We start from the raw sequence: 22,924 nt of genomic DNA, 5'->3' as shown, positions 1-22,924 counted from the left end.
TATTAATGATTTCTCACCAAAGTGTCATTAACAATTCGTGGCGTAACGAAAATCAGTAACTCTTGCTTATCATCAGATTTCACATCTTTTCTAAATAAACGTCCAACGACAGGAATGTCTCCAAAGAAAGGAACCTTGGTTTGTGAGTTAGAAGTTGTCTGCTCAAATACCCCCCCTAAAATAACAGTCTCACCATTATTGACGAGCACATTAGTATTAATCTGATTCTTATTTAGAATTAACTCACCATTAGGAGCCGCGCCAGCCACAGAATCCTTTGAAATATCCAATTTCATTTGAATTTTGCCATCAGGCGTAATGCTCGGAGTAACATCCAAGCTTAAAAGCGCATCTTTAAATGATGTACTTGCTGTAGCTCCAGCAGCAGAATTCGTCGTGGTTTGATATGGAACCTGTTGACCTGTTGCAACTTTTGCAGGTTGTTTATCTGCGGTCATCACTTTAGGGGTGGAAATCACCTCACCATAGCCATCAGCTTGTAGTGCAGAAAGTTCGAGATCAAGCATAAAATCCGACATACTAATCAAACCAAAGGCAATACTTCCAGCTGGATTAGTTACCCCTAAATCGACATTTAAATTGTCTGGGCGTTCAATCGTATATTTATAACCACCTGTGGTTTCATCTTTTTTAGGTTCTCGTAAATTCCACAAGGTTGTTTCACTACCACCCACTAACAAATTATTATTATTGGTAATCCCTTGCGATAATATGCCCCATTTAACACCGAGTTCTTTAGTAAAAGAAGTAGAGGCTCTTACAATACGTGCCTCAACCATAACCTGTTTAACTTGTACATCCAAAAGATCAATCATTTTACGAATTTGATCAATCGACTGAGCCGTATCATTAATAATTAAGGTATTGGTACGGTCATCTTGGGTAATTGTTCCACGTGGACTCAATAAACTTCCTACATTATTACCTAAACTATCAACGCCAGTATTTAAATTGGTTGAGGTTGAAGTACCCCCGCCAGATGTACTCTGCAAACCATTACTATTGTTTGAGCCTTTGGTAACTAAGCTCATAATATCTTGAGCTCGTGCATATTTCAGTTGAATATACTCAGTTTGTAACGGCGCTAATTTCACACTCTGTGCAACAGCTTTTGCCTCTTCTTCTTCAGCCTTAATCAATTCTGTAACTGGAGCAATCCAAATTACATTTCCATTTCTGCGTTTATCTAAATTTTTAGTTTTTAAAATAATATCAAGTGCTTGATCCCATGGAACATCTTTTAAACGCAAAGTAATATTACCTTGAACGCTGTCAGCCGCAACCATATTAATACCAGTAAAATCAGCCAGTAACTGTAAAACACGACGAACTTCAATATCTTGAAAATCGAGAGAAAGCTTATTACCAGAGTAATTAGGTGTCTTATATAAAGAGGTTACATTTTTGTCCTGCGGACGTTTTAGGCTGATGGTCAATTTATTTTCTGCCTGATAAGCCATATATTCATAGCTACCAGTAGATTGAATCGTAATAACGCCATTGCCTTTTTCGTTATAAGATTCAATTGTCGAAACAGGCGTAGCAAAATCATTTACATTTAGGCGTTTAGCTAAGTGTGTAGGAATTTTAGAGCCTAACGTTCTCACCACGACCTTACTCCCTTGTTGTTGAACATCAACAGGGGTATTACTTCCCAGCAAGTCAATAACAATAAGGCCTTCACCTTGACTACCGCGCTGGAAACCAATATTTGAAACACCTTGGGGTTGCACAACACTTGTTGGTACGGGCTTCGCTACAGCTTGAGCTGAATTAATTTTTAAAATAAAAGTATTGCCTTCAATACGAGTAGTAAAAGCACCTGCCTCATTTAAATTTACTGTTAAACGTGAACGCTGATCATCAGAGCTTACATCGACCGAGCTCGCCTCATTAGTTCCAATCGCTACTTTTGTCTGTGTGAGATTCTGCTGTGCTTTATTAAAATCTAAAATTAAGCGTGAAGGATTTTCAAGTTGATATGCTTGTGGTTGCGGCGGCAAACCATTAAACATCACTCGAATTTCCGTACCCTGACCCGCTATTTGCTTCGGTACTATGTTGGTCATGCTGACCTGTGCAGATGCAACCTGCATAATTGCAACCGCTACAGCCCCCATAGAAAACTGACTGAATACGTGATTCATTGTCTAACCATCCCCAATTAAATAATCTTTAAAAATACTTTTTCTTTGTTATTCCCTAAATTTTAGGGTGCAGGTCCAATTAACACTAAGGTTCTTGGTCTCTCCACATAGCCTTCTCGTCCGTCAGGAACAATTTCCACCAGATCAATCTGAGTCGGACCAATATGGGTAATCCGGCCTTGATTCATTCCGATATAGTTCCCCACCTGTACACGCTCAATTTGGTGGTCAGGTGTTTGGATAAGCGCCATGACTTGCCCGCGGTTGTTACGCATACTTCCTTTCATATTTAAGGATTCTAATGCATAGCTTTCGAGTGGCTGAGGTGCGCGGGAGAAATTCGGATATACCTGTTTTCCAGCCATAATTTTGAGTTCAGCCGCAAGTGAGCTTGGTAAAAAAGGACTCTTTAACTGATGGGCTGCATAATTAAACTGGGGCACAGGTGTAAAAACAGGTGCAGGTTCTATAGCTTGCGGTGGCTGATTACGTATATCGGCCATTTGCTGATTTACGGCGTCGATTCTTGAGTCGCATCCAACTAAAACCAAGCCTATCCCCAGAGAAAGTAAAATTTTCTTTAGTTTCATTAATTATCCTCCTACTTTCGCTTTGACTTCTTGATAGAAGGAATATTTACATTATGGCTATCGGAGGTGTTGGCTTGGTTCTCACCATTTATCCCTTGTGAATCATTATTATTTTGGCTTTCACTTGCGCCCATATAGCGATAAGTTTTTGCTTTAATAGCGTAATTAAGCACAGGAATATCTGATTTACTATCTTTAACAGGAGCAGCTTCAACGACAAAATCGTGCATGGTTACAATACGCGGTAATGCGGCAATACTGCTGACAAAAGCACCAAAAGCGTGATAATCGCCTGTTGCCTCAATCGTAATTGGCTGTTCAATAAAAATTTCCTGCTTCACTTCATCTTCTAAACGGATATTTTTAAACTTCAGACCAGAATTCACCCCTGTTAAGTTAATATCTTCAACTAAACTTGGAATTTCGGTCTCCTTTGGCAATTGTTCTAACTGCTGATTAAAGTTCGCTTGCATTTCTTGAAGTTGAAGCTGATATTGCTGCAAGTTACGTAATTTTGAATCTTTTTCTCGAAACTCATTTAATAAATTACTTTCTTGTGCTTGAGCATTATCAATTGCTTGGAGCTTTGGCTGAATAGCAACAAAGTACCCCAAGGCCAATACAGCAAAGAAAATAAAAATCCAGCACGTAATTTTCACAGATAATGGCCAGCTACCATAACTGTTCATATCAAGTGTGTTAAATTGCTGAAGAAATTTTTCTAAGGTAATCTTTTTTTTCTTAGATGGAGCTTGTTCTAAAGACAGCTCATGAAGTTCATCAAGACTCATTTTGCTACCTCCTTATCCGTACTTACAGACGTGTTGGCGGTATCATCTGTTGCTGTCACTCCCATTTCCCCTAAATCAACAGTAACGTCAAAACTGCCGTAGCTATCTTCCACTCGGGGAAGCAAAGAACTCACAGCCTTATCTTTTTTCTCTTCAGTCGCCAAGAAAGAGTTCATAAAAGCATTGCGATACCATGGGGATGCTTCAAGATTACGTAATAACTCTGCAACTGTATTTGGACTTTCTGCTTTACCTTCAATGGTAAATTTATCTCCAGTTCGACTGAATTTAGTCAAATACATGGCTGCCGGAGTTACGCGCACCAATTCATCTACCAAACGCACGACGACTGGACGCTGACTTTGCAAACCCTGAATGAGTTTCATACGCTCAATAATGGCATCACGCTGTTCTTGCAAACCATTTAAGGTTTTAAGTTGTTGATCTAGATTTTGGTTTGTACTGATGATGAGCTGATTCGCTTGTTCTTGATCATCTAATTTTTGATTCAAATAAAACCACCCGGAAAATACAGTGGTTATCCCCAAAACAACGACCCCAAAACATAAAATAATAAATTGTTTTTTACGCTGCTCCCTAAGCCCATCACGCCAAGGAAGTAAATTAATTGTTGCCATTAATCAAAACTCCTTAAAGCCAAGCCACATGCCACCATTAGTGATGAGGCATCGTTTTCAATTTTTTGAATGTCGACTTGAGGAGAAAAACCCATTTGTAAAAACGGGTTGGCAATAGTGACTCGGTAACCAAGTTTTTGTTGCAACAATTTAGCTAGCCCTGGAATATTGGCATTCCCGCCTGCTAGCAAAATATGGTCAATTTCATTGAATTGAGATGAAGAAAAGAAAAATTGTAGCGATCTAGCCGCTTGCTGTACTACAGCATCTAAAAATGGCTCTAAGATTTCGATGTCATAATCATCTGGTAAAGAACGTTCTTTTTTAGCCCGTCCCGCCTCTTCTAATGACAAACCATAACGGCTTTGAATTTCGAGAGTAAGCTGTTTACCACCGAAGACTTGTTCACGGGTATAAACGATTTTGCCATTTTGCATAACCGATAATGTGGTCATGGTATGGCCAATGTCTAAAATACCAATGGTATTTGCACCCATGGGTAAGCTATCAGCAAACACACTAAAAGCACGTTCGACAGCATAACTCTCGACATCAGCAAGTTTAGGCGTTAAATCTACCAGTTCCAGTACTTCTACGCGTGTTTCAACATTTTCTGTGCGCGTTGCGACTAAAAGTACATTCACACGATTTGGATTTGGCAGTCGATCTGGTAAAACCTCAAAATCAAGGCTCACCTCATCCAAAGGGAACGGTATATATTGCTCCGCATCTAATCGAATCTGAACTTCACGTTCATCATCGTTCATATCTGCATCCATTTCGATGGTCTTATGTATGACCGTCGATGTCGGAACAGCAATTGCAGCGTTACTGGTTTGGGGATTTGCTAAATTCATCGCCCGCTCCAAAGCTTCTGCAACTGCTTCTGGATTTAAGATATTTTTTTCAACTACACTGTTCTCAGGTAAAGGCGTCAAAGCATAACTTTCCACCCAATATTTACCGTTCTTAACAGAGAGCTCTAACAACTTAACAGAAGTCGAACTAATATCGACGCCCATTAACCCCTTATTCGGTTTACGATATAACCTGAGCACACTATTGTCCTATTATTTTTTTATCCCCAAAAAAAATTACAAACCAATAATCTTGGTCTTTATTTTTACACGGATACAATATCTCATCTAACAATCCGCATGTCTAAAGGCTATACTGACCACAATTAGTTTGTATTCGATCTTATTAAAGCTTACTTATCATGAAAAAGCTATCCAGTTTGGGCTTCGTGCGTCCAATTTTTTTGATCATTATTATTATCTTAGTCTCACTTCCGATGGGCTTTTATGGCATGTATCTCTATATCGCCCCATCGCTTCCAGAAATGAGTTCACTAAAAAAAGCTCCGCTTTTAAAACCGCTTCAGGTCTATACTTCAGACAATCAACTGATTGCCGAGTACGGTGGTAAGCTTTCTATTCCAGTTGAATACAAACAAATTCCTCCTGCTTTTATCCATGCATTTTTAGCAGCAGAAGACTCTTCTTTCTTTGAACATAGCGGGATCAGTTTTAAAGGCTTAGGTCGTGCTTTAAGTGAAAGTGTAACAGGTTCAGATGTGCAAACTGGTGGTTCAACGATCACCATGCAAGTTGCAAAGAACTATTATTTGAGTCCAGAAAGAACCCTAAAGCGTAAAATAACCGAGATCTTTTTGGCTCGAAAAATTGAGCAGAATTTATCTAAAGAAGAAATTCTCAGTCTCTATGTGAATAAAATCTTCTTAGGCAAAAATGCGTATGGTATCGCCGCAGCAGCCAAGATTTATTACAACAAAAGTATTAATGAACTGAGCGTTGCCCAAATGGCAATGATCGCCGGTTTGCCAAAAGCACCATCTAAATACAACCCAGTGGTTAATCCGGAACGTGCGCTCGAACGACGCAACTGGATTTTGGGTCGTATGTTACAACTAGGTTATATCACTCAAGCAGAATATCAAAAAGGTGTGGCAGAACCGATTAACCTGAACATGCCCAATCGAGATTTAAATAATATTCACCCGTACGCTGGCGAAATGGTTCGTTCAGAACTTGTAAAGCACTTTGGTGAACAAGCGATTGATTCTGGTTATAAAGTCTACACAACGATTAATGCTAAACGCCAAGCGATTGCAGAAAAATCCGTACAAGATGGTCTTGAAGCTTATGACCGTCGTCATGGCTGGCGTGGTGCAGAAGCGCATGACAAACCATTAAATGAATTTAGAGCATATGCCAACACTTATCCTGCGCAAGTTACTAAGGTAAATAGCAGCTCTTTTGAAGCATTAATGCAAGATGGCTCAACCGTTACTGTTCAGTGGTCAGGCATGTCATGGGCACGCCCCTATCGTAATGCAAATAGTGTAGGTGGTGCTCCTTCGCGTGCATCTCAAATTGTAAAAGTTAAAGATATTGTTCGTTTACGCCCAAATGATAATAAAACCGCATGGTCTTTAGTTCAGGTTCCTAAAGTTCAAGGTCAACTCATTGCAATTAACCCGAATGATGGCTCAATTGAAGCAATTGTAGGTGGCTATAACTTCTACCAATCAAAATTTAACCGTGCCTTACAAGGCTGGCGCCAACCGGGTTCTACGATCAAGCCATTCCTCTATGCTTTAGCATTAGAAAGAGGTATGACACCATATAGTATGGTGAATGATAGTCCAATTACGATCGGCAAATGGACACCACGAAACTCTGATGGACGTTACCTAGGTATGATTCCATTACGTCGTGCTTTGTATTTGTCTCGTAATACCGTATCAGTGAGACTTCTACAAACTGTAGGAATTGAACGTACTCGCCAATTATTTATGGATTTTGGTTTACAAGAAGATCAAATTCCACGTAACTACACCATTGCACTAGGTACGCCTCAAGTATTACCAATTCAAATGGCAACTGGATATGCAGCGTTTGCAAATGGTGGCTATCGTGTACAACCGCACTTCATTCAACGTATTGAAGATGCTTACGGCAAAGTTATTTATGAAGCCAAACCGGAATACGCATGTATTCCATGTATTAATGCACCTGACACAACAGGTGATGAGCAAAAACCTACAACGACTGATGATGAAGTCATCGAAGTTACGAACAAAGACATAGAGCAGAAGGAAAAGGCCGCTAAGCAGCTTAATCTTAAACAGACTGATAAAAACAACAGTCAATATCGTCAAGCTCAACGTATTTTAAAATCAAGCTCTGCTTACGATATGGCGAATATCTTACGTGACGTAATTGAGCATGGTACAGGTCGTGCTGCGCTTAAAATTGGCCGTAGTGATTTAGGTGGTAAAACAGGTACTACGAACGATGCAAAAGATGCATGGTTTGCAGGCTTTAACGGCAAGTTAGTGACTGTAGCATGGGTTGGATTTGACCAACCGACTACGCTTGGTCGCCGTGAATATGGTGGTATTGCTGCATTACCGATCTGGATTAACTTTATGGGTCAAGCATTGCAAGGTACGCCAGCAGCTTGGGTTCGTTTAGATAAAGACGCGCAAGGTCCTATTTCTCGTGACAAACAACAAACCGTTACTGAGGTAGGCGATAAGAAAACTTATCGTGCTGCTCCACCATTAGCGCGTCCGCTCTACCGTCCAGCACCGCCGCAACCGAAACTGAGCAATGACAATGACTTCTCTGATTTACCGGGCGAAGAAATTGTTATTCCATCTAAGGCTACGCCTCCTGCTATGAAACCTTCACAGGAGCCTGCGCCTAAGCGTGAAAAAGATGAATTAGAAAATCTGATTAATCAGATTGAATAGCAAAAAAAGAAGCCATCATCAGATGGCTTCTTTTTTTGCGCTCTTAAAAATAGATCATCAGATGGCTTTTTTATTGCGCTTCTGAAAAACATATATTTGAAAAGATGCTGTTACTTCTAATTGTGAGTGCTGCTCTAACTGTGAACGGCGCTCAGGAGAAGCTTTGTAAGCATAAGGCGTCATAGCAATCAGATTTTTTAAAGCCTGCTGCTCAAGCACAAAAGGTGCATCAATAATTTGCTCTTGTTTTAGCTCAAACAAATCTTGCAACTGCTCTACAAACTTTTCTGGTGTGTGAGGGTTCACTTGTTCAAAAAGAGCCTCACGCATGGCGTACAAATGTTCAGAGGCAGGCGTAACAACTATTAAATAACCCTCATCTTTTAAAACACGCGCAATTTCGGCTTGCGGAATCGGGCTAAATAAACTGGTGCAGGCATCCATGCTATGGTCTAGCACCGGTAAAGTCGCCCCTGTTCCTACAACCCAAGTTACTTCAGGATTGAGCTTTGCCGCGCGCTGTACAGCAGTTTTTGCAATATCAACACCAACACAATGCTCAACGACTTGCTGCATAGCACTTGTATAGTAGCCCTCACCACAACCAATATCGAGTATCGCTTTTACATCGAGTTGCTTTAATAAATCGACTACAGCCTGCTGTAATGGCTGATAGTAACCGCCTTGTAAAAAAGCACGGCGCGCATCTACTGACTCGGGTGTATCCCCTGGGTTTTTACTATGTTTATGTTGCACAACATGTAAATTGACATAGCCTTGTTTAGCCACATCGTAACTATGCCCTTGCTCACATCGCCATGTTCTTTCAGTTAAATTTAGAGGCTGACGACACACAGGACACATTAAAATTTGCTTAGCCACTTTTAATTATTCTCTTGTTCTTTTTGTTGTAAATAAGCCTTTGCATGCAGTCCAACAAAGGTGCGACCTGCATTTGTTCCCTTAATCCATTCATCTACCTGAAATAAATCAAACAGACCTACTTTGATCAAGGTTGGAATTGCAATTTTCAATTCTTCCTCAATTTGTCCTCTTTCCCCTGCATTATATAATTCAATATTGTGTAGCATTGTCGCTACAGTTCCTGTTTGAACCTGACTTCCATCTTTAAGTACAACTTGAGGTAATACTTCGCCCTCTCCAACTACTTTTTGATTAATCACAGATAATTGGTCTAGACCAGCAACTTTTGTCATTCACCTCTCCAATAAAAAAAGCCAGTAGAACTGGCTTTATATTGACACTAAAATAAGATCTATCGCAATTTTAAAGTCATTAGACCTAAAACTACTAATATAATTGTAATAATCCAAAAACGAATCACGACTTGCGTTTCTTTCCAGCCCTGCTTTTCATAATGATGATGCAGCGGCGCCATTAAGAACACACGTTTATTACGCATACGCAACGAGCCGATTTGTAAGAATACAGATACTGCCTCCATTACAAATACACCGCCCATAATTGCAAATACGATTTCTTGGCGCACCATAACTGCAATTGTTCCAAGCATCGCACCCAAAGCTAAAGCGCCAACATCACCCATAAATACTTGAGCAGGATGCGCGTTATACCAAAGGAATGCTAAACTGCACCAATCATGGCAGAACAGATCACCACAAGCTCAGAGGTATATTTCACATATGGAATATGTAAGTAGTTAGCGAAACGGATGTCACCAGACAAGTAAGCAAATACGCCCAAGCCCGTAGCTACCATGACAACCGGCATGATTGCCAAGCCATCTAAACCATCTGTTAAGTTAACTGCGTTAGAAGCACCATTAATTACCAGATAGGTAAACACAATAAATGCTAAACCTAACGGAACAATTGAGAGTGGAATTGAAAGATTCTTAAAGAATGGAATCAATAAATCCAGCATGTTTGCGGTATGTTCTGCATTGGACTGTTGAGTTGCGATTAAATATAACGCAATACCTGCCCCAAGAGACGCAACAGAAGTCCAGAAAAACTTCTTACGTGCAGGTAAACCCGCATTGTCTTTATAGCGAATTTTAATCCAGTCATCTGCCCAGCCTACAGCACCGAACACAACCATTACACCAAGCACAATCCAGACATAAGGGTTAGATAAATCAGCCCATAGCAAGGTACTAATACCAATTGAAAGCAGAATTAAAATCCCGCCCATAGTTGGTGTACCCATTTTTTTAGCATGATTTTCAGGAGCAAACGAACTTACTGCCTGACCGTATTTTAACGCTTGTAATTTACGAATCATGATCGGTCCAAGGACCAGACCAATGGTCAGTGAAGTTAATACACTGAGTAAAGAACGTAATGTTAAATAACGAACGACCTGAAACGAGCTATGATAGCCCGCAAGTTGTTCAAACAACCATAACAGCATTTAAAGTTTCTCCATCAAATCAGCCATCAACGTTTCCATATGAGTAAAGCGAGAACCTTTAAACAGGAAACTCATGGACTGGGGTTGATGTGTTTGGATTAGATTAATTAAAAATGGAAGCGCCTCAGCTTGTGTCTGAAATGCTTTCATTTTATTAGAATGAGAGCCTGCACCCTCGAGAGCAGCTGGAGCAAACTGCCCAACCGCAATAATATGGTCTAAAGGAAGCTCGGCGAGATCACGCCCTAAATCATGATGCTCTTGCCAACTGCTATCACCTAACTCACCAATATCCCCGATGACCATCACTTTTACGCCTTGTTGCTGCAACAACACTTGTGCAGCAGCGCGCATAGAAGTCGGATTGGCATTATAGGTATCATCAATAAATAAGTAAGGTGACTTTTGAATAAAGTTAAGACGGCCTTTCGCACCCTCGGCTTGCTCTAAACCTTGAACAATATCTTCTAGTCCAATACCAAGTGCCAAAGCAAAAGCTACGGCTGCGGTCGCATTTTGAACATTATGCTCGCCGGCAAAAGGAAGCTTAACAACACTACTACCTTGCGGCGTATGAAGGTTAAAATTCGTTGACTGAGGCAATAAATCAATATCTGTTGCATAGACATCGCCTCCTACACCAAATGTAGAAATGCGATGCGCCTTTGCAGCTTCAAGAATTTCGGCAGTAAAGTCATCTTGTTGCGGCACGATTGCAACGCCATTCGGTAAAATATGGTGATAAATTTCCGATTTAGCGCGGCAAATACCTTCCCGCCCACCAAATTCACCCAGATGAGCTGTACCAATATTTAAAATGCCTGCAACATGGGGCTGAACAATTTTTGAGGTGTAATCAATCTCGCCTTGATGGTTTGCACCCAACTCCATCACCGCATATTGATGTTCCTTGCGAAGCTCTAGCAACATCATCGGGACACCAAGGTCATTATTTAAATTGCCTCGGGTAATTAATGTCGGTGCTAAGCGCGACAATATACTTCCCAACATTTCTTTGGTCGTCGTTTTACCACTACTGCCCGTCAAGGCAATTACCTTTAATTGTGGGTTTTGCTCACGGCGATAAGCGCTAAGTTGTCCTAAAGCTAAACGGGTGTCGGTAACAACGAGTTGAGCAATATCGACATCTAGCGGACGTTCAACAATGGCGATTTGACAGCCATTTTCAGCAACTTGCGCAACGAAATCATGCGCATCGAAACGCTCACCTTTTAGCGCTAAAAAGGCATCCCCAGTTTCCGCATGACGCGAGTCCGTCAAAATACGTTTAATTTCAGTTTGAGGGATCTGGTCTTTATGCCAGTAGCCCTGTGTTGCCTGTTGTAATTGTTGAGCTGTCCACGGTTCCAAAGGCACGGTACTGGTGGTTGAAGTATGCATAATTTGTCCTATTGTGCAGGGTAAGCAGCGTCTACAGTATGATATTGCGCAGCAATCGCTGATTGCACTTCGACAACATCATCAAACCAATGACGTACGCCATTAATTTCTTGATAATTTTCATGTCCTTTACCAGCAATCACAACGATGTCGCCAGGCTGAGCCTGTTGTGCAACAAATTTGATTGCTTCACGGCGGTCATGAATTTCATGCATACGGTGCCCTGAAAAATCGATTTCTTGTTTCATGTCTGCAAAAATCTGTTCAGGGTCTTCTGTTCGTGGATTATCAGAAGTCAAAATAATCGGGTTTGCGCCATCTAAAGCTGCTTGAGTCATAAGTGGACGCTTACCGCGATCACGGTCTCCACCACATCCAAATACTGCCCAAAGTTGATTCGAAACATGGCGTTTTAATGTTTTAAGTACTTGAATTAATGCATCTGGTGTGTGCGCATAATCAACAACAAATAAGCGATCACCATCGCGAATGACCTGCATTCTGCCTGGCGCACCAATCAGTTGAGGAACGAAAGCGACTAGTGCTTTTAAATCAAAACCCGCTTGTTCAGCAGCGATGAGTGCTGCAACCAAGTTTTCGACATTAAAATGCCCCAATAACGGACTTTGTACCGCAAAAGAACCATGCGGACTCACTAAATTAAATGTTGCCCCAGCTAAACTGTAACTTAGGTCAGTAATATAATAATCGGCAATATTCTGAGTAAGTGAATACGTTAAAATTTTTGGTTGAGCAGGATTTTGCTTTGCTGCATTTATCATGAGAGCAGCATGCTCATCATCTAAATTAATAACAGCTACTTTTAAAGAATTGAAACGGAATAAAAGAGCCTTTGCTTCTGCATAAGCTTCTAAAGTTCCATGATAATCCAGATGATCACGACTCAAATTACTATAAACGGCAATCTCAATAGCACAGCCATTTAAACGTCCTTGCTCTAAACCATGTGAACTTGCCTCTAAAGAAGCAAAAGTCGCACCTTGTTTAGCATAATCATGCAATGCATTTTGTAGATGTAAAGCATCAAGCGTAGTATGAGTTGATGGCGTTAAGTCTGGCAAAATACCATTACCTGTAGTACCCATCACGGCACAACGCTGTTGTTGTGAGCTAATTAATTCAGCCACTAGACGCGAAATTGTGGTTTTACCATTTGTACCAGTCACGGCAATAATACGTGCTGGCGTCACAGGATCTATACGCTGTAAATAACGCTCTTGCCATTCGCCAATACGTTGACGCACATCAGGACATACCCACTCATTTGCCACACCCAGCTCAGTCTCACTAATGATGGCAAGCGCACCATTCGCTAAAGCCGACTCAGCAAAGGTACGCGTTTTTTCAGGTTGGCTATAACTGGTCAAAGCGATAAAGATCTGGCCTGACTCAACCTTACGGCTGTCTAAACTAAAACCATGAAAAGGCTGCTTAGACCAGTGTGCATCAATCTCGACTGGATTAATTTCTTGAAAAGAAACAGACATAGCTTACCTGCGAATAGGATTTACTGAAGTATCAAGGGGCTTATCAAGCGGCACATTCATTAAACGCAATGATTCTTGCATAATACGTGCAAAAACAGGGGCCGCAACCAAACCACCGTAATAACGACCTTGTGGATTTTCAACAACGACAATAACTGCTAAACGAGGGTCGCTAATTGGAGCTACACCTGCAAATAAAGCACGGTATTCATTATTTGAATAACCTTTACGGTCTGCACGAAGTTTATGAGCCGTACCTGTTTTACCGCCAACACGATAACCCGGAATATTAGCTTGCTTTGCAGTACCTCCTGGCATAGTTACTTGCTCGAGCATAAGCAAAACCTGATCAGCAATTTTTGGAGCAAGAACTTGCTCACCTTTAGGTGCTTGATCGAGCTTATGTAGGCTTAAAGGCATTTTCACCCCATGGTTTGCAAGCATTGCATAGCCTTGCGCCAACTGGAGAATAGTTGCGTTTAGACCATAACCATAAGCCATAGTACCGATTTGAGAAGAGTTTAATTTACTTACGGGAAGCACTAAACCAGAGCTTTCGCCAGGGAACTTCACAGCAGAACGTTTACCAAAGCCAGCACGATTAAAGAAGCTCGGTAATGTTTCCTTAGGAAGTGATAACGCAATTTTTGCCGAACCTACGTTTGATGACTTGATAATTACGCCACTAACCGTCAAAGCACCATAGTTATGTGTATCGCGAATGGTATGCCAACCTAAACGCATTGAACCAGGTGAAGTGTTGACAATCGTATTTGGTGTGTATTTTCCAGTTTCGAGCGCAGCAGAAATCGTAAAAGGCTTCATGGTAGAACCCGGTTCGAACATATCAATCGCACCTCGGTTACGCATAGCATCTTTATTAGATAAACCGTTTTTATCATTCGGGTTATAAGATGGCCAACTGGTCATTGCCAGAATTTCACCTGTTTTAACATCTACAGCAATTGCTGTTGCCGAACGGGCATTATTTGCAACGCCAGCAGCAGTCAACTCACGATACATAATATATTGCAAACGAGAGTCGATACTTAAAGTGATGTTTTCGCCTGGCTCACCTTCACGAATAACCTCTGAAACTTTTAAGCGGTTACCACGTTTATCACGAATAATTTTTTGCTCACCATCCACACCTGACAGTTGTTTATTCAACTGCATTTCCAAGCCTTCAATCCCTTGGCCTTCACTATTTGTTAGACCAATAATCTGAGCATTTGGCTGCGGTTGAGGATAATAACGTTTATACGTTTTCTCGGCATAAACGCCTTGGAAGTTACCCTTTGTAATCAGATCTGCCTGTTGCGGTGGCACTTCTTTTTTCAAAACTAAATAACGAGAACGTGGACGTGCATTCATCTGTTTCTTAAGATCAGCACGGTCTAAGCCAACCACATCAGCCAATTCATCAAGATTCAGGTTTTTATCTGGTAATTGGCGTTTTAACTTACGATTATTCGGATCTTTCTTTAATTCTGCCGTAATTTCGTCATATAAATGCTTAGTATCAAAATAATCACGCGGATCCATTACGATTTTCATGATCGGAGTGCTGATCGCTAAAGGCACGCCATGGCGATCGCTAATCACCCCACGCATTGCCTCAATACGTTCCGTACGCAAAATATTGGCATTGGCCTTGTTTTGTAAAAAGTCTTTATTAATGACTTGCACATAAAATGCACGTGCAATTAATACAACAAAACAGAGCAGTACTGTTGCCCAGAGCAGATAAAACCGCCACATATCAAAGGCAAGAGTTGGTTTTTCCGAAATAGACTGCTGTTTTTTCCGTGTTTGCTTTGTTCGCTTATCTACCATACAGCAAGGCCTTACTTATTTTGCTCTGAGGTCATCGGTAAAGAAATTACCACCGTTTCTGCAGCAGGTGGCGAAAACATCCGTAGTTGGGTTACAGCACGCGTACCAATCTGTGCTGTTGCACCGAAGGTTTGTTGCTCAATAAGCAAACGCCCCCATTCAGCATTGAGATCATCACGCTCACGCATATAAGAGCTAAGCTCTCTATAATCATGACGATATTCAAATACTTGAAATACCACCATCATGGCACTGATAAAAACAAGTGCCACTAGTACGGTATATACCACAACTTTTTTCACCACTTTATTTTCGGTGGTTTCAATTTCATCACTGCTTTTCATTACGCGCCTTTTTGTTCCAAGCGTTCAGCAACCCGAAGCCATGCACTACGTGAACGAGGATTCGCTTTTACTTCTTCTTCACTCGCACGAACCCGTGAAATTTTCTTTAACCTTCTTGTATCTACCTGTTGCTGTGGCATCCCCCAGCCAAAATCTTCTGCCAAAGTCGATTCTTTTTGAATAAATTGTTTGATCAAGCGATCTTCAAGAGAATGAAAGCTAATCACAGACAAACGTCCTTTTGGTTTTAGCAAGTCTATAGCTTGTGGTAAAAATACTTCAATATCATCTAGTTCTTTATTAATAGCAATACGAATTGCCTGAAATGTACGTGTGGCCGGATGCTTATGTTTTTCCCATTTAGGATGAGCTGTTTTAACAAGTTCTGCCAACTGTGCTGTCGTGTCGAGTCTTCCAGCCTGTTTAATAGCTTTTGCAATACGTCGACTATAACGTTCTTCGCCATATTGATAAATAATATTTGCCAATTGTTCTTCTTCAATTTCAAGCAACCACTCAGCCGCAGTTAATCCTTTAGAGTTATCCATACGCATGTCTAATGGACCATCTTGCATAAAACTGAAACCACGCTCAGCTTGGTCGAGTTGAGGAGATGACACCCCTAAGTCGGCCATAATGCCATCAACACTCATCACACCAATTTCCTGCATTTTTTCTTTAATATCAGCAAAACTGGCATGAATAATGGTAAATCTTGGATCTTCTTGTGCCAAAGCAGCCGCAACTTCCAAAGCTTGAGGGTCTTTATCAAATGCATACACTCGTGCATTTTCATCAAGTTTCGAGAGCAATAAACGTGTATGCCCACCTCGTCCGAAGGTTGCATCGATATACACCCCTGTTGTGCGATCTGCCAATAAGCTCTCAACGGTCTCAAAAAGTAAGACAGAAATATGCGACATAGGTGTTAAATCATTGCGTAAAAATGTAACTGCACATTATCACCTTGTTTATGTCCAACACCAAACGGCTTTTTGTAGGAAAATATTAATTTTTCATAGATAAAACCGTTTTATTAGCATTTTTTAAGCAAAAAAAGAAAGCAAGCCCACTTTTTTAAGTTTGCTTACTTTCTTTATGAATATTTAGCTTTTAACTTTTCTTTTGGACTACTGTTTTTTAAACATTCTATTTACTGTTTGCCACCATAAATTTGGTCAAAAATAGCGCCATTTGCAAAGTGAGTTTTCTGTGCTTTAGCCCAGCCACCGAATACATCATTAATGGTAAATAATTTAATTTTTGGGAATTGCGCTGCATATTTCGCAGCCACTTGAGCATTACGTGGTCGGAAATAATGTTTAGCAGCCAATTCTTGGCCTAAAGGTGAATATAAAAAGTTCAGATAACCTTTTGCCAAGGTTCGATTTCCATCTTTATCTACTGTTTTATCTACAATCGCAACAGATGGTTCAGCTAAAATTGAAATTGATGGATAAATAATTTCATATTTATCTTTATCTAGTCCTTTTGTTGCCAATAATGCTTCATTTTCCCAAGACAATAAAACATCACCAATGCCACGTTCAGCAAATGTTGTAAGTGAACCACGTGCTCCTGAATCAAGCACTTTCACATGGTGATAAAGCTTTTTAACGAGCTCTCGTGCTTTAGCATCATTTCCACCCGGCTGTTTTAAAGCATACCCCCACGCAGAGAGATAAATCCAACGCGGTGCGCCACCTGTTTTAGGGTTAGGTGTAATAATTTCTATTCCCGGTTTTGTTAAATCATTCCAGTCGCGTATATTTTTTGGATTACCCTTTCGTACTAGAAATACGACAGTTGAAGTATAGGGGGCAGAATTATTCGGAAATTCTTTTTGCCAATTTGGCTGAATAAAACCAGCTTTCACAATCTCGTCAATGTCATTCGCAAGTGCTAACGTTACTACATCAGCCTCAAGCCCTGTTGCTACTGCACGAGCCTGTTTACCAGATCCCCCATGTGATTGTTTAAATTCAACTTCCTGCCCTGTACGCTGTTTCCAAAACTTACCAAAAGCCTGATTATATTCTTGATAAAACTCCCGCGTCGGGTCATAAGAGACATTTAAAAAAGAAGTAGCTGCTTGAGCTGCTGTTACCGCCATTCCCATATACAAAGCGACAGCCATTATTGATATTTTTTTCATTTACAAAATCCATCATTCATTTTAGTTTTACTATATTTTTAATTTTATTTTTTACAATCAATTACTTATATTTATATCTTTATTACTAATCTTTTTTAAAGATATACTTCAGAATGTCTGAGTTATTCATTTTTGAAAAATTTTGTAATTATTCTTACAACTTATTTAGGGCCTTCACTTTATCTACACATTAATTTGATAAATAATGAAGTGCAAAGGATACATATGGTTTACATTTAAGTCGGCCAGATTAAAATATAGGTGAATTTTGTAAAAATTGTGACACAGTTCAACTTTTTTATTAAGATTTATGTTTAAATCGTAGCATTACCGTAATTTTACATTTTGTTAAACTCAAAAAATAGATGAAATGTAATGAACAGAGGGGATGATTAACAATGAAAATTCATTATGGAAAAGCGTTAAGCTTAAGTTTGGTGCTGGGCTTGGCATCACAGTTCTCTGCAGCAGCAGTACTTAAAGATACTCCAATTAAAACTAGTTCAGATAAGCAAACTTCGCTTATTGAAAAAGCTTTAGATCAACAAAAACGCAACCCTATTGTGTTACCGTCTACAAATGATGAACTTAAAGTTCTAAATACGATTCGCGTTACACCAACTCAAAATTTTCTAGCTGCACAACATGAACGTTTTTCACGTTTTGTTCAGGCAATCTTTCAGCCGCATGCTTCTTAAAATCTGAAACACCCCCTCTACGTTCAGTTTTAGCCCAGACTGACGTTAAATAAAACGTCAGAATACTGGGCTTTTTCGTTATAATAGTTTCAATTTTTATTCTGATCCTTTATCTATGAAAGTTCGTACTCGTATTGCACCTTCCCCTACTGGTTTTCCTCATGTCGGCACAGCCTACATTGCTTTATTTAACATGTGTTTTGCAAAACAACATGGTGGAGAATTTATTTTAAGGATTGAAGATACAGACCAACTTCGTTCTACACCAGAATCTGAAAAAATGATTTTGGATTCATTACGTTGGTTAGGTTTGAATTGGTCTGAAGGTCCAGATGTAGGTGGTCCGCATGCACCATATCGTCAATCTGAACGTATGGGAATTTATAAGCAATACGCATTAGAACTTGTTGAAAAAGGTCATGCTTTTTACTGTTTTGCAACAGCAGAAGAACTCGACCAGATGCGTGCGGAACAACAAGCACGTGGCGAAACACCAAAATATGATGGTCGCGGCTTAAAGCTTTCTCAAGAAGAAGTGACTCGCCGTCTTGAAGCGGGTGAACCTCATGTCATTCGTATGAAAGTGCCTGAAGATGGTGTTTGTAAATTTAATGACTTGCTCCGTGGAGAGGTTGAAATTCCTTGGGCACAAGTCGATATGCAAGTTCTTCTTAAAACAGATGGCTTACCAACTTACCATTTAGCTAACGTTGTTGATGACCATTTAATGGAAATCACTCATGTATTGCGTGGCGAAGAATGGCTTCCATCTGCACCGAAGCATCAATTGCTTTACCAATATTTTGGTTGGGAAATGCCAACACTTTGCCACATGCCATTGTTGCGCAACCCAGATAAATCAAAACTATCTAAACGTAAAAACCCAACATCAATTAACTACTACCGCGATATCGGTGTATTACCAGAAGCCTTGTTGAATTATTTAGGCCGTATGGGTTGGTCAATGCCAGATGAAAGAGAAGTTTTCACATTACAAGACATGATGAATAACTTTGACATTCAACGTGTATCACTAGGCGGACCAATTTTTGACGTTGAAAAATTGAACTGGCTTAACGGTCAATGGATCAAAGGGTTAACTCCAGGTCAATTATTAGACCGCTTATTAACATGGAAAAGTGATCGCAGCACTTTAGAAGATATTGCTGCCGCTATTCAACCACGTATTAATTTACTTTCAGAAGCTGTGAATTGGGCTGGTTTCTATTTTAACCATATGCCACAAATCACAGCAGAAATGTTCGAAAGTAAAAAATTGACTCAAGAACAAGTTCGTCAAAGTTTGCAATTTGCAATTTGGCGTCTTGAAGGTCAATTTACTTGGAATAATGACACCGTTAGTCAAACCCTAATGGATCTTGCAAATCAGATGGGCATTAAATTACGTGATTTTATGCCAGCGTTCTTTATTGCAATTGCCGGTTCAACGAGCTCAACACCAGTTATGCAGTCAATGGTTACGCTTGGACCTGATTTAACTTTCGCTCGCTTACGTCATGCCCTAGAAATTGTGGGTGCGCCAAGCAAGAAAGAAGTTAAAAATTGGGAAAAACTCAACGAGAGCTTAAAATTGCCGAAAAATGACGCAACTAGCGAAGTTTAATTCATTTTTTTGTTGACGTGTGAGCGCATTCACCCTAAGATTGCGCTCACACAAACTGGGGTCATAGCTCAGTTGGTAGAGCGCTACAATGGCATTGTAGAGGTCAGCGGTTCGATCCCGCTTGACTCCACCACGCTCCTTTGTGTTTGCCTCATCAAGTCCCTATCGTCTAGAGGCCTAGGACATCGCCCTTTCACGGCGGTAACCGGGGTTCGAATCCCCGTAGGGACGCCATATTCTGCTTTAATAATTATTAAAAGACTCTATCGTCACCTTACTGTTTATTCTTTATCTCTTTCTAGATTGCACATTTGTCTATTTTATCTAAAATAGCGTCTTTCTTAATTCTCTCAATGTGTAATATGCAGCCATCTGACAATCAACTAGATGCTCATCAGCATCAGAACAGTACTGCACCTTTAAAAAGAGCCATGAGTACTCGCCATCTTGTGATGTTATCACTGGGCGGAGCGATCGGAACTGGTCTATTTTTAGGTTCAGGGGAAGTCATTTCACAAACTGGAGCTATTGGCGCAATTATTGCCTATATTCTTGGTGGCGCGATCGCTTACATGGTTATGCTCTGCCTAGGAGAACTCGCTGTACACATGCCTGTTTCAGGTTCTTTCGGTGCATATGCCAAAAAATATATTAGTCCAAGTACGGGCTACATGATTTCTTGGATGTACTGGCTAACTTGGACGGCAACGCTTGGAACCGAATTCACAGCCGCTGCTCTACTCATGCAAGAATGGTTCCCGCATATTTCAATGTGGATTTGGACAATTATTTTTGCGGTTACTATTTTTGGCTTAAATATTAGTTCAACTCGTATTTTTGCTGAGTCTGAATTCTGGCTGGCCCTTGTTAAAGTCGTTACCGTCATTGCCTTTATTGTGCTTGGCTTATTAGCAATTTTTGGTTTAATTCCATTCCATGGTTCCCAAACTGCTCCCCTATTTAGCAATCTGACAGCTCAAGGCTGGTTCCCTCATGGTTTAATTCCTATTTTTACAACCATGTTAATTGTTAATTTTGCTTTCTCAGGAACCGAATTAATTGGGGTAGCAGCAGGTGAAACAAAAGATCCGGCTCAAAATGTTCCAAAAGCAATTAATGCTGCAATCTGGCGTCTACTTATTTTCTTTGTAGGTACCATCATTGTTATTAGTGCCTTACTTCCTTTCCAACTTGCTGGCTTAGGCGGTGACGGCGTAAGTAGCAGCCCTTTCGTTACTGTATTTAATTATATTGGCATTCCATATGCGGATGATATTATTAGGTTTGTAATTATTACAGCTCTGCTTTCGGCAGCAAACTCTGGACTTTATGCTGCTTCACGTATGATGTGGTCGCTGTCGGAACAAAAATTACTGCCTAGCGTATTTGCCACTCTATCAAAAAGTGGAACACCGATTGTAGCTCTAGTGGTAACGATGTTCGGTGCAATTCCAGGTTTGTTATCAGAGCAATTTGCACCAGAGACTATTTTTAAAAATCTGCTTGGTGTCGCGGCTTTTACCATGGTCATTGTATGGATGAGTATTTGTTTAAGTCAGTTCAATTTCCGTCGCCAATGGTATCGATCAGGCCATACGGTTAAAGACTTACAATATGCTGCCCCTCTATTCCCTATTGTGCCAATTTTAGGTTTCGTTTTCTGTTTTATTACTTGTTTAAGTATGGCGCAGACCCTGAAATGCGTGCCGGTTTTGTAGGCTGTCTAATTTTCACAGCTTTATGTTATCTCAGTTATTTTATTTTTTACCGCAATAAGGCCTAAACTTATTGTTGTGAACAAAAAGTGTAGCAAAAAGCTACACTTTTTTTTGCCTACATACTGGTTTTCAACAAGATACCGTTGTAGATTGAAATTCATATTAAAAACAAAATCTTGTATAGAATGAAAATTATATTTATCCACGGGATGAATCAACAAAACTACACAGCACATCGCTTGAAAGAGCATTGGTTAAAAGTATTTAAGCTCGGCCTAAAACAAATGCCTTGCAAAATTAATGTCCGCGATCTTCATATTCATATGCCGTTTTATGGCGACCTAATGACTAAATATCAATTAAGCAATCAATTAGACCTTAATACGTTATTACCTAAATCATTTTTAAATAATTATTTGCCCATTCACTTCCATCACAACAATCCCCCAGCTAAGGAACACACCCCATTTGTTCCCTTATTACATCCAGCAACAGACCCAGCGGAAAAAAGCTTTTCGGAACGACTTTATCTCACTTCTCAGCTTGTAAAAGACCGCGTACTCAAAGAGTTAGTTGTACTTTTAAATAACTTCCCTAAATTGCATGAAAGTTTAATTCAGCAGTTTCTGATTGAAACATATATGTATTTGTCTAATCCTGAGTTTATGCAGGAAGTGAATGAACGGATTTTAAAAAAAATGCGAGAAGACGAAGATTATATTATCGTTGCTCATTCTCTCGGCTCGGTTATTGCTTTTAACCTTCTTTCGGACCCTACTTATCAGTTTTCGATTAAACGATTTATAACGCTAGCTTCTCCTTTATCTTTTCGCGTGATTCAAAGCAAGCTTGCCAGTCCAATTTCTAGACCACCCTGTATCCATGGTGATTGGTTTAATTTTTACTCACAAGATGATTTTTTAACCGCATTTCCACTATGCGAGGCTCCATTTAATTTTGAGCCGCCTATTATTAATCAGAAAATTTATACTTTCGCTAACCAGCCGCATGAGATTTTAGGGTATCTACAACACCCCTCGGTTATAAAGGCAATTATTGAGCCTTTTCAGAAAAATGAAGGCTAAATGTATATATTTTCTACAATTTGAGTTATTTTTAATCGCTTGACTGTTTTTTTTAATATTTCTTCAGAAAACTATTTGACACTTTTATTAAATCGACCTAATATACGCCCACCTCTGAAACGTCCCTATCGTCTAGAGGCCTAGGACATCGCCCTTTCACGGCGGTAACCGGGGTTCGAATCCCCGTAGGGAC

17 protein-coding genes, 3 tRNA genes and 2 pseudogenes are annotated in these 22,924 nt (G+C 40.1%); 8 read left to right on the top strand and 14 right to left on the bottom strand.

What is annotated here, in order from left to right:
- Positions 1-2: 2 nt before the first annotated feature.
- From pilQ to POD11_RS13325, 5 genes are all read right to left on the bottom strand, one after another.
- Positions 3-2,168, bottom strand: coding sequence for a type IV pilus secretin PilQ family protein (pilQ, locus tag POD11_RS13345; RefSeq protein ID WP_262457494.1), 2,166 nt, complete (start codon positions 2,166-2,168; stop codon positions 3-5).
- Between the two features lie 62 nt (positions 2,169-2,230).
- Positions 2,231-2,758, bottom strand: a complete 528-nt coding sequence (locus POD11_RS13340; protein WP_239975230.1) for a pilus assembly protein PilP — start codon at positions 2,756-2,758, stop codon at positions 2,231-2,233.
- Between the two features lie 11 nt (positions 2,759-2,769).
- Positions 2,770-3,549 carry a type 4a pilus biogenesis protein PilO gene (locus tag POD11_RS13335; RefSeq protein WP_239975231.1) on the bottom strand — a complete coding sequence of 260 codons (780 nt, stop codon included), beginning with the start codon at positions 3,547-3,549 and terminating at the stop codon, positions 2,770-2,772.
- Complete coding sequence (locus POD11_RS13330) at positions 3,546-4,187, bottom strand: PilN domain-containing protein (RefSeq protein WP_262457493.1); 642 nt, start codon at positions 4,185-4,187, stop codon at positions 3,546-3,548. The genes POD11_RS13335 and POD11_RS13330 overlap by 4 nt, the downstream gene beginning before the upstream one ends.
- Positions 4,187-5,245: a pilus assembly protein PilM gene (locus POD11_RS13325; protein ID WP_224992062.1), complete on the bottom strand. Its 1,059-nt coding sequence runs from the start codon at positions 5,243-5,245 to the stop codon at positions 4,187-4,189. The genes POD11_RS13330 and POD11_RS13325 overlap by 1 nt, the downstream gene beginning before the upstream one ends.
- Before the next feature lie 161 nt (positions 5,246-5,406).
- Here POD11_RS13325 and ponA point away from each other — a divergent pair, with 161 nt between their 5' ends.
- Positions 5,407-7,968: a penicillin-binding protein PBP1a gene (gene ponA / locus POD11_RS13320; RefSeq protein WP_262457492.1), complete on the top strand. Its 2,562-nt coding sequence runs from the start codon at positions 5,407-5,409 to the stop codon at positions 7,966-7,968.
- Positions 7,969-8,025: 57 nt separating this feature from the next.
- Here the strand turns inward: ponA and POD11_RS13315 are convergent, their stop codons facing one another.
- From POD11_RS13315 to POD11_RS13275, 9 genes and pseudogenes are all read right to left on the bottom strand, one after another.
- Positions 8,026-8,850: a putative RNA methyltransferase gene (locus tag POD11_RS13315; protein ID WP_016142877.1), complete on the bottom strand. Its 825-nt coding sequence runs from the start codon at positions 8,848-8,850 to the stop codon at positions 8,026-8,028.
- 2 nt (positions 8,851-8,852) lie between these two features.
- The gene (locus POD11_RS13310; protein ID WP_016142876.1) at positions 8,853-9,185 is read right to left on the bottom strand and encodes a DUF7709 family protein; all 333 of its coding nucleotides are present in this window, start codon (positions 9,183-9,185) and stop codon (positions 8,853-8,855) included.
- A gap of 59 nt (positions 9,186-9,244) precedes the next feature.
- Positions 9,245-10,362: pseudogene (gene mraY, locus POD11_RS13305) on the bottom strand (phospho-N-acetylmuramoyl-pentapeptide-transferase).
- Positions 10,363-11,763, bottom strand: coding sequence for a UDP-N-acetylmuramoyl-tripeptide--D-alanyl-D-alanine ligase (locus POD11_RS13300; RefSeq protein ID WP_262457491.1), 1,401 nt, complete (start codon positions 11,761-11,763; stop codon positions 10,363-10,365).
- Positions 11,764-11,771: 8 nt separating this feature from the next.
- Positions 11,772-13,271, bottom strand: a complete 1,500-nt coding sequence (locus POD11_RS13295) for a UDP-N-acetylmuramoyl-L-alanyl-D-glutamate--2,6-diaminopimelate ligase (RefSeq protein ID WP_262457490.1) — start codon at positions 13,269-13,271, stop codon at positions 11,772-11,774.
- A gap of 3 nt (positions 13,272-13,274) precedes the next feature.
- Positions 13,275-15,107: a penicillin-binding protein PBP3 gene (ftsI, locus tag POD11_RS13290; protein ID WP_016142873.1), complete on the bottom strand. Its 1,833-nt coding sequence runs from the start codon at positions 15,105-15,107 to the stop codon at positions 13,275-13,277.
- An 11-nt stretch (positions 15,108-15,118) separates the two neighbouring features.
- Positions 15,119-15,451 (bottom strand): cell division protein FtsL, encoded by a 333-nt coding sequence (ftsL, locus tag POD11_RS13285; protein WP_016142872.1) that lies wholly within the window; start codon positions 15,449-15,451, stop codon positions 15,119-15,121.
- On the bottom strand, positions 15,451-16,374 hold the full coding sequence (gene rsmH, locus POD11_RS13280; RefSeq protein WP_262457488.1) for a 16S rRNA (cytosine(1402)-N(4))-methyltransferase RsmH: 924 nt from the start codon (positions 16,372-16,374) through the stop codon (positions 15,451-15,453). Before rsmH ends, ftsL begins: the two co-directional genes overlap by 1 nt.
- A 230-nt stretch (positions 16,375-16,604) precedes the next feature.
- On the bottom strand, positions 16,605-17,606 hold the full coding sequence (locus POD11_RS13275) for a sulfate ABC transporter substrate-binding protein (RefSeq protein ID WP_262457487.1): 1,002 nt from the start codon (positions 17,604-17,606) through the stop codon (positions 16,605-16,607).
- 398 nt (positions 17,607-18,004) lie between these two features.
- Here POD11_RS13275 and POD11_RS13270 point away from each other — a divergent pair, with 398 nt between their 5' ends.
- The 7 genes and pseudogenes from POD11_RS13270 (at position 18,005) to POD11_RS13240 (ending at position 22,924) form a co-directional block, all read left to right on the top strand.
- A complete protein-coding gene (locus POD11_RS13270; protein ID WP_262457486.1) occupies positions 18,005-18,304 on the top strand; it encodes a DUF4179 domain-containing protein in 300 nt (99 codons plus the stop codon).
- Between the two features lie 115 nt (positions 18,305-18,419).
- Positions 18,420-19,928 carry a glutamate--tRNA ligase gene (gltX, locus tag POD11_RS13265; protein WP_262457485.1) on the top strand — a complete coding sequence of 503 codons (1,509 nt, stop codon included), beginning with the start codon at positions 18,420-18,422 and terminating at the stop codon, positions 19,926-19,928.
- Between the two features lie 57 nt (positions 19,929-19,985).
- Positions 19,986-20,061, top strand: a tRNA-Ala gene (locus POD11_RS13260).
- 25 nt (positions 20,062-20,086) lie between these two features.
- Positions 20,087-20,162: transfer RNA gene (locus POD11_RS13255), tRNA-Glu, on the top strand.
- Positions 20,163-20,290: 128 nt separating this feature from the next.
- Positions 20,291-21,711: pseudogene (locus tag POD11_RS13250) on the top strand (amino acid permease).
- A 120-nt stretch (positions 21,712-21,831) separates the two neighbouring features.
- Positions 21,832-22,731 (top strand): hypothetical protein, encoded by a 900-nt coding sequence (locus POD11_RS13245; RefSeq protein WP_224992070.1) that lies wholly within the window; start codon positions 21,832-21,834, stop codon positions 22,729-22,731.
- A 121-nt stretch (positions 22,732-22,852) separates the two neighbouring features.
- Positions 22,853-22,924 (top strand) — tRNA-Glu (locus tag POD11_RS13240).

The sequence above is a fragment of the Acinetobacter sp. P1(2023) genome, assembly GCF_028367635.1.
In the GTDB taxonomy this organism is placed as follows: Bacteria; Pseudomonadota; Gammaproteobacteria; order Pseudomonadales; family Moraxellaceae; genus Acinetobacter; species Acinetobacter pittii_E.
The sequence above is the reverse complement of the archived record's forward strand: the minus strand, read 5'-3'. Positions and strand labels throughout refer to the sequence as shown.

What these genes read in the sequence shown, in the direction of transcription:
- pilQ (WP_262457494.1), bottom strand. Translation starts at nt 2,168, where the DNA reads ATGAATCACGTATTCAGTCAGTTTTCTATGGGGGCTGTAGCGGTTGCA.
- POD11_RS13340 (WP_239975230.1), bottom strand. Translation starts at nt 2,758, where the DNA reads ATGAAACTAAAGAAAATTTTACTTTCTCTGGGGATAGGCTTGGTTTTA.
- POD11_RS13335 (WP_239975231.1), bottom strand. Translation starts at nt 3,549, where the DNA reads ATGAGTCTTGATGAACTTCATGAGCTGTCTTTAGAACAAGCTCCATCT.
- POD11_RS13330 (WP_262457493.1), bottom strand. Translation starts at nt 4,187, where the DNA reads ATGGCAACAATTAATTTACTTCCTTGGCGTGATGGGCTTAGGGAGCAG.
- ponA (WP_262457492.1), top strand. Translation starts at nt 5,407, where the DNA reads ATGAAAAAGCTATCCAGTTTGGGCTTCGTGCGTCCAATTTTTTTGATC.
- POD11_RS13310 (WP_016142876.1), bottom strand. Translation starts at nt 9,185, where the DNA reads ATGACAAAAGTTGCTGGTCTAGACCAATTATCTGTGATTAATCAAAAA.
- POD11_RS13300 (WP_262457491.1), bottom strand. Translation starts at nt 11,763, where the DNA reads ATGCATACTTCAACCACCAGTACCGTGCCTTTGGAACCGTGGACAGCT.
- POD11_RS13295 (WP_262457490.1), bottom strand. Translation starts at nt 13,271, where the DNA reads ATGTCTGTTTCTTTTCAAGAAATTAATCCAGTCGAGATTGATGCACAC.
- ftsI (WP_016142873.1), bottom strand. Translation starts at nt 15,107, where the DNA reads ATGGTAGATAAGCGAACAAAGCAAACACGGAAAAAACAGCAGTCTATT.
- ftsL (WP_016142872.1), bottom strand. Translation starts at nt 15,451, where the DNA reads ATGAAAAGCAGTGATGAAATTGAAACCACCGAAAATAAAGTGGTGAAA.
- rsmH (WP_262457488.1), bottom strand. Translation starts at nt 16,374, where the DNA reads ATGTCGCATATTTCTGTCTTACTTTTTGAGACCGTTGAGAGCTTATTG.
- POD11_RS13275 (WP_262457487.1), bottom strand. Translation starts at nt 17,606, where the DNA reads ATGAAAAAAATATCAATAATGGCTGTCGCTTTGTATATGGGAATGGCG.
- POD11_RS13270 (WP_262457486.1), top strand. Translation starts at nt 18,005, where the DNA reads ATGAAAATTCATTATGGAAAAGCGTTAAGCTTAAGTTTGGTGCTGGGC.
- gltX (WP_262457485.1), top strand. Translation starts at nt 18,420, where the DNA reads ATGAAAGTTCGTACTCGTATTGCACCTTCCCCTACTGGTTTTCCTCAT.
- POD11_RS13245 (WP_224992070.1), top strand. Translation starts at nt 21,832, where the DNA reads ATGAAAATTATATTTATCCACGGGATGAATCAACAAAACTACACAGCA.